This is a genomic window from Dyella sp., from assembly GCF_035486915.1.
GTDB lineage: Bacteria > Pseudomonadota > Gammaproteobacteria > Xanthomonadales > Rhodanobacteraceae > Dyella_B.
This window is the reverse complement of record NZ_DATHMR010000128.1, coordinates 1-11,155: the sequence shown is the minus strand read 5'-3', so window position 1 is coordinate 11,155 and position 11,155 is coordinate 1. Positions and strand designations below refer to the sequence as shown.

General features: G+C 59.1%; 5 protein-coding genes and 1 pseudogene. 2 read left to right on the top strand and 4 right to left on the bottom strand.

Going from position 1 to position 11,155, the window contains the following annotated elements; genetic code table 11:
- A pseudogene (locus VK725_RS09980) lies at positions 1 to 606 on the bottom strand (glycoside hydrolase family 92 protein); the annotation flags it as partial.
- A 268-nt stretch (positions 607 to 874) separates the two neighbouring features.
- On the opposite strand from VK725_RS09980, the gene VK725_RS09975 reads away from it, so the two are divergent.
- On the top strand, positions 875 to 2,341 hold the full coding sequence (locus tag VK725_RS09975) for a DHA2 family efflux MFS transporter permease subunit (protein ID WP_325317902.1): 1,467 nt from the start codon (positions 875 to 877) through the stop codon (positions 2,339 to 2,341).
- A gap of 20 nt (positions 2,342 to 2,361) precedes the next feature.
- The gene (locus VK725_RS09970) at positions 2,362 to 3,135 is read left to right on the top strand and encodes a thioredoxin family protein (protein WP_325317901.1); all 774 of its coding nucleotides are present in this window, start codon (positions 2,362 to 2,364) and stop codon (positions 3,133 to 3,135) included.
- Positions 3,136 to 3,145: 10 nt separating this feature from the next.
- Here the strand turns inward: VK725_RS09970 and VK725_RS09965 are convergent, their stop codons facing one another.
- The 3 genes from VK725_RS09965 to VK725_RS09955 all read right to left on the bottom strand — a co-directional run.
- A complete protein-coding gene (locus tag VK725_RS09965) occupies positions 3,146 to 6,928 on the bottom strand; it encodes a translocation/assembly module TamB domain-containing protein (protein ID WP_325317900.1) in 3,783 nt (1,260 codons plus the stop codon).
- 9 nt (positions 6,929 to 6,937) lie between these two features.
- The gene (locus VK725_RS09960; protein WP_325317899.1) at positions 6,938 to 8,701 is read right to left on the bottom strand and encodes an outer membrane protein assembly factor; all 1,764 of its coding nucleotides are present in this window, start codon (positions 8,699 to 8,701) and stop codon (positions 6,938 to 6,940) included.
- 157 nt (positions 8,702 to 8,858) lie between these two features.
- On the bottom strand, positions 8,859 to 11,155 hold a 2,297-nt coding region (locus VK725_RS09955), incomplete at its 5' end, for a glycosyltransferase family 2 protein (RefSeq protein WP_325317898.1).

The window sequence follows — 11,155 nt, the reverse complement described above, 5'->3', positions numbered from 1 at the left end:
CAGATCGTCCAGAAATCCTTCGAAATGTGCCGCCGGTCCATTGTGTACCAGTACGATGTGGCGAATGCGGCGCCCGGCTGCGACCCGACCCACATCGATCGACAGCTTGTTCCACTGATTCACGTATAACGTGCGGCTTTGGCCTTGCGCGTGCGCATCGGCGGCGATGCGATGCTGATCTTGCGCCGCGTGTCCGGAAAGCCGTGTGCCGTCGTCAAAAATCAGATCGACCGCCACATAGGTTGACGGATCGCTCAGATCGTCGGCAATGATGCAAGGAAACAGCAGATACGAAAGTTGCGTGTTCGCGCTGACCGGCACGTCGACGTCGAACATGACGGCTTCCTGCTTGCCTGCGGTATCGCCGTAGTAGTGCAGCGAATGAAGTCCGGTGAAGCCCACGCCCGGTTTGGCGCTGTAAGCATCCTGCGCGGAGGGACCGCCAGCGACCTGTATGCCGAAGGTGGCATTTGCCGGGCTCGCGATGGGCGACGGCTGGCCGGTTTCGAATGAGCTATAGAAACCATCGCCGCTCTGACCGGCGCACGCCAGCGTCGTGAAAAATGCCAACGCGAAGACGGCGAGTGGCTTGCGACGACGTGTCACAGAAGATTCTGGCGCCTTGAGCATCTGTCACCCCTATTTGGCCGCACGGGTGCGACTGGCTGGAACGCACGAAAAGTCGGATTTAAATCGATCTAAATCACAGGTGTCAAACCGCAGCGCAGCACGGCCTCGGCCAGACGCCAATGGCGTATTGTTTAGCACGGCCCAAAGCGCCCGGTGCCACATGTCGATTTCGGGTCGACTCGTTCGACGCTGATACAAAGGCAGCTGGCAGGGGTGGCGGCCGCAACAACTTTCAGGAGAAATCATGACGGCGTCTTCCACCGGTCCAACTTCACACGTGTCGGAACATTCGGATCGGCGCTGGTGGGCATTGATGGTGCTGTGCCTTGGCGTGCTGATGATCGTGCTAGACACGACCATCGTGAACGTGGCGTTGCCGTCGATCAAAACGGATCTGCTATTTACAGATACGGCGTTGGCGTGGGTGGTGAATGCCTACATGCTGACGTACGGCGGGTTTCTTTTGCTTGGCGGACGGCTCGGCGATCTGTACGGGCATCGAAAACTGTTTCTGTACGGCATCGTGTTTTTTACGCTGGCGTCGCTCGCATGCGGCCTCTCGACGACGCAACTCGAACTGGTCGTTGCGCGCAGCGTGCAAGGGCTCGGCGGCGCCGTCGTCAGTGCGGTCGGGTTGTCGTTGATCATGGATCTGTTTACGGAGCCGGCCGATCGCGCGAAGGCGATGGGCATCTATGGTTTCGTGTGCGCCGGCGGCGGCAGCATTGGTGCGATGCTCGGTGGCGTGCTGACCAGCAGCCTGAGCTGGCACTGGATATTCCTGGTGAATCTGCCTATCGGCATCATCGTCGTGCTGTTGTCGTTGCGCCTGTTACCCGCGGCGCACGGCACGGCGGCCTCGCGGCACCTGGATGTGTGGGGCGCTGTCACCGTCACCGCGGCCATGCTGTTGGCGGTGTACGCCATCGTCAACGGCAATCAGATGGGATGGACATCGTCGCGCACGCTGGGACAGCTTGCTGTGGCCGTGCTGATATTGGTTCTTTTTTTCTGGATCGAAACACGCGTGCGCGTGCCGCTGATGCCGCTGCGTTTGTTCCGTCTGCGCAATCTGGCGATTGCCAATATCACTGCCATGCTGTGGGCGGCATCGATGTTCGCGTGGTTCTTTCTCTCGGCCTTGTACATGCAGCTGGTGCTTGGATACAGCCCGATGGAAGTGGGTCTGGCGTTTCTGCCCGCCAATATCATTATGGCCACGTTTTCGCTTGGATTGTCCGCAAAACTGGTTATGCGCTTTGGTATTCGCCGTCCACTGGCATGGGGCTTGGTTTTCGCGGCGTGCGGTTTGCTGTTGTTCTCGCATGCGCCGGAAAACGGTCATTTTATGCGCGACATTCTTCCCGGCATGGTGATGCTTGGTCTGGGCGCGGGTGTTGCGTTCAACCCCATGCTGCTAGCGGCGATGAATGATGTGTCGCCGAGTGAATCGGGGCTGGCATCGGGCATGGTCAATACCGCTTTCATGCTGGGCGGTCCGCTTGGACTTGCCGTACTCGCCAGTCTCGCAGCGTCGCGATCGCAAGCGTTGCTTGCGGCGGGGCGAACGCAGACCTTTGCGCTGGCCTCCGGATATCAATCCGCGTTTTTGGCAGGCGCGTGTTTTGCGGCACTGGCGGCATTGATCGGTGCGACGTTGTTGCGCATCGCTCGCGCACCTGCCGGCGAACAACCTGTTGCGGTCCATTGAACGTCTTGATGGAGATCGTCATGGAACATGAAGTCGTATCGCGTGAGGCGTGGCTGGAAGCACGCCGGATTCTGGTGGCAAAGGAAAAGGCGCATATGCAACTGGGCGATAAGCTGAACGCCGAGCGACGTGCGCTTCCCTGGCTAAAAGTCGAGAAAGATTATGAGTTCGACAGTCTGTCGGGAAAGTTGACGCTAGCGGATCTTTTTGACGGACGAAGCCAGCTGTTCGTCAAACATTACATGCTGGGCCCTGGGCAGCAGCATCATTGCGTAGGTTGCGCGCTGGAGGTCGACCATCTGCAAGGGACTTTGGTGCATCTTCAGAACCATGACCTTTCGTATGTAGCGATTGCGCGTGCGCCGATCGAAGAAATAGAGGCGCTGCGCAAGCGAATGGATTGGCGTTTTCCGTTTGTGTCTTCGTATCGCAGCGATTTCAACTACGACTTCAATGTGTCCTACAAGCCGGAGCAGGTTCAGGCGAAAAAGGCGCTCTATAACTTCCGCGAAATTGATCCTCCACTGGAAGATCTGTCGGGCGATAGCGTTTTCTACAAGAACGAAAAGGGCGAGATTTTTCTAACCTACGCCGCGTTTGGCCGTGGTTGCGAGATATTTCTGGGGATCTATCCGTTCCTGGATGTCAGCCCCAAGGGCAGGGCGGAATACGGTCCGTACCATTCACTGGGCGATTGGGTCCGGCCGCACGATAAATACGGCAAGCACGGCACGGTAGAACCTATGGGGCGCTATCACGACGACGGTTGCGGATGTTCGGTGCACAAACCATGACGCTACGCGGTTATTTCTCGATGCGATAGTTGACGCTGGCGCGATTGAAGTCGGTGGCGTTCTGCGCTTCGAAACTCCAGCGCTTGCTTAAACGATAGCGTAGCGTGATCACTTGTCCCGGTTCGAAAAGCCCGATGCCGTAGCTGAGATACAGCCGCGGCGACAAGTATTTGCCGACGGTGAATGCCGAGCTGCCATTCAACGCGTCGCTGCTCGATACGCCAATATCGCTGATGCCAAGTTTGCTGCCGACACTCTTCGCCAAGAGATTGCCGGTCGCCGATCCCAGTGCTTGCGCCGCCGCCGTCACCATGCTGCCTTCGCCGCCTTTCACTTGCGAAATCGGCTTGCCTGTCACGAGGTAGGACAACGCGTCGGATTGATCCATCGCGGGATTGGAAAACACGGTAAGGATCGGCCGCTGCGCCGTGCCGGAGATGAGCAGACCCACCTGCTGACCTTCATCGATCGTCGCGTTTGGCGTGAGGCTACGCAGCGCGCGAATGTTGAGGCCAGGATTGCTGATGGGCGAGCTGGCGAACAACAGCAAGCCATGCTGGATTTGCAGATTCTGACCGTACGCCTTGTAGGTGCCGTCAACGCTCACCTGGCCTTGGCCGCTGGTTGCGCGGCCCGGGCGTTCGTTGACCGTGATCACGCCGCTCAATCGGCCGTCCAGGCCCATGCCGACAAGATGCGCGTGCTGTCCAAGATCGACCTTGATCGATGCGTTGATGGGCATTCCACCTTCGTTGGCCGGTTGTTGTGGCTGATCGACAATCACGATGTCGGATGACGCCTTGTTCACGCCATTGCCCGGCAATTTGTCGAGATTCACGTCGGCGCTGTCCATCGACACGCTACCTGTGGCGTTGATGCCTTGCGTATCACGTCGCACGAGCACATCCGGCGAGATGACGACTTTTGCGGCGGGAATATCGACAGCCGTGAACTGACTGCCTTTGAAGGTGATCGTCGTCGGCGTTTGCGCATCGAGTCCTGCGATGCCTTCGATCGCGAGCGATCCTTTGCCCGATTGCACCGTGCCGTTGATGCGTAACTGATGGGTATCGGCAGCGCTGACCGTCAATCGGCCGTTCGTGAGTTTCAATCCTGCATCGGGCACTTCCGCGGCGAAGCTGTCGACACTGGCCGCTCCCGTGACAGCGGGCTCGTTCAACGTACCACCAAGTTTGAAGTTGCCGTCAAGCTTGCCTTTGACGTTCGCTAATGAGTCGGTGAACAGGCCAATGATGTCGAGCTTGTCCAGATGCATGCCAATCTGGCCGTTCAACACTTGCTGCGCGCCGGTGATGGACGCTTCACCCTTCACATAGCCGGTGCCATCGATGGCGGCATGAAGTGTCGCCTGCTGATTTCCAGGTGCGAGCGTGGCGTTGAGTGCAAGATTGTTATACGTGAGCGCAGGTTGATCGGGATGTTCGTTGTAGATGACGCGGCCCTGCGATGACGTGATGCTTGCGTTGCCCGTCAGATTGCCTGCCGCATTACGATGGATTTTCCCGTTGCCTTCGAGCACGCCTTCGACGCTGACTGGCATATTCGCGCTGCCTACCGCATCCATCACCAGCGTGAGCGGTACGGCGTGCAAGCGATAGCTGGCGTCGATATTGCCGCTCGTGTCGTAGTTGCCGTTGACGCATAGCGTTGGGTCGCCCGCAGTCAGGCAAAGATCACCGACATTCGCGCTGCCGTTGTTCCATGCCAGCCGCGTTGATTGCTGTAAATGCCAGCGCGGCAGCCCCGGCACATCAAGCGTGAGTGCAGAAAGTGTGCCGCTCCAATTCTGGCCTTTCAGCGAGCCATTGAGTGTCAGCGTGGTGGAGAGCTGCTGGCCTTGCGCATTCAACGTCAGCTGATGTTGCGCGGATGTGCCATGACCGTTTATGTCGATCTGATGGAAGGTGAGTCCGCCGATGTCTGCGCCATAGGCATCAATGGCTACTTTGCCGCCAGGGTTGCTGATATCGGGAATGTCGACCTGCAAATTCAGGCGCTGGACGGTTTGCTGTTCCCATGCGACGGCTTGGCCTTGCAGCGTGCCGTCGACGGCCAGCTTCGGCAGCTTGCCGCGCACATGAAACTGGCCATTCAATTGACCGCCGGATTGCGGCAGCCAATCGCCCAACGATGCGATGGCAAGCGTGACATCGGCGCTATTGGTGTCACCCGGCCGCGCGAGCACTTTGACCGTGCTGTTGCCCGAGGCGAGTTCGAGCGTGCCATCGAGCACGTCGTTGGGCGATAGATGCAGATGGCCGACACCGTGCAAGCGGCGCTGTCGTAGCGTGCCTTCCAGCTTGCGCAAATCGAGGGTCACGTTGGGGTTGTTCTTGGTGAGTGTGCCTTGCGTGCCGAAGTCGGCATCGAGCGAGCCCGGCCAATCGACGAATAGTTGGCCCGGATCAAATTTGCTGGCGGTCGCCTGGAATTGCCATGCGAGATCCGGCTCCAGCGTAAGCGTGCCGTTGGCGGTCAGCTGACCTTGCCGTTGCAACAGGCTGAGCGTGTGCAACTGAATTTGCTTCGGCGTGCCGTCGAGATTCAACGCGAGCTTCGCCGGTTTACCCGGCGGACCGATGGTGACGTCGCCTTCGGCGTGATACTGATCGACACTGCCTTTGGCGGCGATCTGGCCCTGACTATCAAGCACCTGACCAACCAGATTGGCGGGTAGTTCCAGATTTTTCCAGTCGACAGCGAGGTCGGCGCTCACGGGGTGTGCGTCGAGTTGGATAGTGCCTTTGGCGCTGACCTGGCCTTTCATCTGCGGCGAAGCGAGCTGAAGCTGCTTCAGCGTGAGTGTCTTGAAGTCCTTGTCGAACTGACCCTCAAGCGGTTGCAGCAGCAGGTGGTAATCGTTGAGATCCAGGGCACCGGTAATGGTGCCGCCGTATTGATCGCCGCTGCCTTGAAGATTTGCAGCCAGACGCGAAATCGAGCTGTCGCCGATCAGCGGTTTCGGGTCGAACGCAGGGAGATCGAGCTTGCCTGTCCATGCATTGTTTTTGCGTTGATCCATCTCAAGTTGTAGTTGGGCGAGCATCGGTTGCGTCAGCGCAAGTTGCAGTTGCGCCTTGCGTCCGTTGCCCTGGGCATCGATTGTGCCGGCGTATTCGTTGTTGCCGATCTTCCACGATGCTACTGCATGACCTTTTCCTCGATAGCGTTTGCCGATACCCAGCTGGCCGTCCACCTTGACGTAACCTTCGGGTGCACGCAGCGATAGGCGGTCGACACTGATGCCATCGTTGGTCCAGCCGCCAGCGAGATCGAATTGATCCGAGGCAAACAGCGGCTGGTTGTCCTGCGTGATGTTCACCGGGCCTACATGCACGCGATCGAGCACCATCTCTATCGGAGGCTTCAGCGAAAAGCTGCTGGACGAGGAAGGTTCTTCCTTGGACTTCGGCAGCGCGACGTCCATGCGTTCAACAGTGAGGTTGACGACATGCAGGCGCTTGTAGAGCAGGGCCCCAAGGCGCCAATCGATGTGCGCGTTCGTGATCGCGACATGCGTGCCTGCCCCATCGTCGTAGTGCACGCTGCCTATCTGCAGCGGACCCATCAGGCGGCCCTGCGCGTTTTGTATCTGCAGGGCGCCGTTGGTGAAACCCTGCGCGCGTTCCAGCGCAAAACGTAGGCCCGATGCCGTGCACAACAACCAACCGATGCCGCTCGCCAGCACGACGACGACAAGCAGTACGACCATGCCGAACACGCGAAGCCAGCGACGGCGGGGGCGGGGAGTGGGCTTCGATGCGGTGTTCACGTCATGGCCTCACAGATCCGGCCCGATGACGAGGTGCAACTCCACACCGTGGCGTTGTGCATCGTTGATCGGCGTGCCGACATCGAGCCGGATCATGCCAACCGGCGAACGCCAGCGTACACCGACGCCGGTACCGATTTTCGCCTGCACGCTGGTGCCGTCGAAGGCGTTGCCGGCATCGACGAAGGTGGCGATGCCCCAACGCGGTGTGAAGTAGTGCTCTACGGTGGCGCTGGCGATCGCCAGATTGTGACCGCCGATGACGCGGCTGTAACTGTTTTCAGGACCGATCGACTGGAACGGATAGCCGCGGATGGATTGATCGCCACCCGCGAAGAAACGCAACTGCGGAGGCAGCGCTTCAAAATCGTCGGTCCATGTATGCCCGATCGTGCCGCGCAGGATCAGTCGATTGTTGCGCCAGAACGCGCGTATCCATTTCCCATCGACGGTAATCTGGCTGAAGCTGGCGGACGAAAGGAAATCGCTGACGGTGCTCTTTGCATCGATGCTGACGGACCAGCCGTGGCGTACGAAATCGAAGTTGTCGGCCTTCTTGCGGGCGAGCGAGCCTTCGAAGTAAACGAGCGTGCTGCTGCCATGCTCCACGCCCGGCGTGCTTTCGGGTTCATCGGGCGTCTTGCCGACGTCGAAGGTGCCGGTGAGTGCATGAACACCCACGGTACGTACCCAGTCGTGCCACAGCTCGCTTTCGTTTGCGATGAGTTCTAGCGTGCGCGATTGCGATGTCACGGTATCGGAATCGCGATAGGTCGCGCCAAAATTCAGGCTGCGCTGGTTTTCGCCCGGTAGCGGAATGGTGTATTGCGTCGACAACATCTTCAGGCGTTGCGCCAGGACGATGTCGTTCTTCCATTTGTGACCGTACTTGTTCACCCAGCGTTGTTCGATGCCACCGCGCACACCAATACCGGTATCGGTGCCGACGAACAGGCCCGCGGTGTAAATCGTGCGTTTGGCGGCCGACAGTTCGACATCGATATCGACGATGCCGTTCTTGGCCGTATCGATCTCGGGAACCACGTTGACGACGGAAAAGTAGTCTGCGCCACTCAGTGTCTGCTGCAGCTTCAGCAGCTGCGCCTGATCGAAATAGTCGCCGGACTTGAACGGTACATAGCGATCCAGAAATCCTTCCTGGAATTGCGAGCCTTCGAAATGAATATGTCCGTAGCGGTAGCGGCGGCCGACTTCCCACGCCAGATGAATGGCGGCGCTGTGCTCGCCGCGATTCACTTCAACGCGATGCACGGTCATGCGCGCGTCGAGATAGCCGTTGGCGGTGAGTGCGCCGCTTAGTCCATCGCGTGCCGAATCGTAGGCTGCGTCGTCAAGGCGTGCGTCCTTGAGCTTTTCGATGGCGCGACGCGCCGAACGAATGGGGCCGAGTTTTGCAGCGGAGGCATCGAGCTTGATATCGACCGACGTGACTGTGACCGGAGCGCCGGGCACTACGTGCAAGGTTACTTTCCAATCCTTGCCGACCTGTTCGAGTTTTCCGGTCGCATGCGCGTCGTAGTAGCCGTAGGGCTGCAATGCTGTAGCGACTTGCGCGTCGGCCTTCTCGTAAAGGCGATGCACCTGCGCCTCGCTCACGTCGCGATTGGCGTATTGGGAAAGACTCACGCCGGCGATCACGGCGGCTTTCAGCGGATCGTCCACACCGTCCACAACCAGTTGCACCCCGGCATGACTCAATCCCGGAATCAGTAACAGCAGAAGCAGAATGTGGCGGCGGAGAATCCGGCGCATGCGTCAGGGTTCCATCCTCGTCACGACATCGCAGGTAACAGCTTAGCGAGTCGCGTATGGACTGCGCATTAAGGCAGTTCTTATTTAATGGCGGGCTTTTCGCCTTCGACACCTCTCCCCGAAGGGGAGAGGAAGTGATCTGCGGCAATTGTTGGCATCAGCCGGCTTTGTCGCCCGCGCTGTGAGCAATCCACGCGCCGATCAATGCAGAGATGTATGGAATCGCCTGCGCAGACAGGATGAAGATCCACAATCTGCCTTCCGTGTAGTGCGAGATGGTGCTCATCGACATGCCGATGACACACAGTACCAGCGCGCAGAGCATCAACATTTCCTCGCGCACCGGCGCGAACGCCGCGAAGTTGCTGCCGCCAAGGCGGCGGCTCTTGGCGGTCACCACGAAGGATGTCTTTTCGCGCGTCAGGCCATGAAGGATTCCGCGCGCGATCGCGTGGCTCAGGCCCATGCTGGCGAGCGATGCCATGAAGGTGTCATACCAGCCGCATGGCACGCGGGCGCGGTACAGCACGAAGCCGAACAGCGCTTTGGCGAAGAAGAAGCCGATGACGGGAATCAGGAACAGCTGCATTGGCAGGCTGAATATCTGCGGCATGCCGACCATGCCCGCTGTCCAGAAGATCGCCATCAGCGTGAAGATCAAATGCAGCGCATCGGCGAACCAGCTGAACCAGCCGGTGAGGAAGTGGAAGCGCTGGCCGCCGGTCAGCGGACCTTTCTTCGTCATCCAGCCCCAGCGACCTTTGAGGATCTGCATGGCGCCGAACGCCCAGCGATAACGCTGGCTCTTGTACGCTTTGAAGTCAGCGGGCGTCAGGCCCTTGCCCATCAGTTCGTCGACGTAGACGAGCTCGTAACCGGCGTGCATCAGTCGCAAGCCGAGTTCCGCGTCTTCACAGATCGTCCATTCCGACCAGCCGCCGGTGCCTTCCAGTGCGGAACGGCGCACCATCGTCATCGTGCCGTGCTGGATGATCGCGTTGCGTTCGTTGCGATGATGCATGCCGATGCGGAAGAAGCCGTCGTATTCCCACGCGGTCATGCGGCGGAAGCGGTTGTGCTCGAAATCGCGATGCGCCTGCGGGCACTGCACGACCGCAACCTTCGGATCGTGGAAGTAGCCGGTAAGCGCTGCTAGCCAGTCGGCACGCACGACATAGTCGGCGTCGATCACGGCGACCACATCAGCTTTGGGACTGGTTTCCTTCAAGCCGAAGTTCAGCGCGCCGGCCTTGAAGCCCGGCCACGGTTCCAGATGGAAAAAGCGGAAGCGCGAGCCGAGCTTCTCGCAATATTCCTGCACCGGCTTCCAGATCGCCGGATCCTTGGTGTTGTTGTCGATCACCAGCACTTCATAGTTCTGGTAATCCAGCGCGGCCAGCGAGTCGAGCGTGACGAAGACCATCTCCGGGGGCTCGTTGTAGCAAGCCAGATGGATCGAAACGAATGGCTGCTTCTCGACCGGATCAGGCGTTAGCAAGCCAGCGTGACGAATCCAGCTGCGTCTCCACAGCACTTCGGTGAACTCGAACCCGTTGATGAGCAGGATCGCCAGAATCGCGACCTGCGCTGGGAACAGAAGCACCAACATGCTCCAGTCGACCCAGTCCAGATAGAAATTGAATGGCAGCGTGACCGACCAGACGATCAGGCCGCAGGCAAGCTGGATCAGCACGGCGAAGAACAACCTGCCTGTCAGCTTGAAGCGCTTGTAGCGATAGCCGAACCAGATCATCGGGATAATCGCCAGCAGGCTGGCGGCGATTGCCTTCCACGGCCAGCCGGTATCTTCAGTCACAGGTCCTGTGAACGGGAATTTGGGTTGGCGATCGGCGTTGAAGATGCCCCAGTAGGCGCCGGTACGGCCTTCGCCGAGGTTTTCCTTCCAGGGTTGATCGAAGGCTTCGAACAGGTAGTAGTCGACGTTGTTCTTTTTTGCCCAGAGCAGCCATTCACGATCGAAGATGGCTTCGTTGGAAATCGACGGATAGGCGCGTTCGCGACGGTCGCCGTTGGAGGGCCAACCGATCTCGCCTACCACGATGTGTTTGTTGGGAAAACTGCGTTGCAGTGTCTGATAGGCGCCTTGTGCAGCCAGGAACGCGCTGGACTTCGTCGGATCGCTCGAGACGGGAATGCCGTTCCAGAACGGGAACAGGTGGATCGTGATGAAATCGACGTGATTGGCCAATTCCGGATATTTCAGCCAGATGTAGTCCGGCTCGGCGATCGACACCGGCTGCCGGATATGCGCCCTGGCACGATCCAGGTAGGTGATCATCTTGTCGAGGCTGAGGTCGTTGCGGAACAGCACCTCGTTGCCGACGATGACCCGCTCAATGGTGTTCGGATACCGCTGCGAGAGGGCGATCAGCGCGTCCAGCTCCTTCTCGTTATTGTCCAGACGGGTGTCGATCTGGGCCCCGGCCATCACTT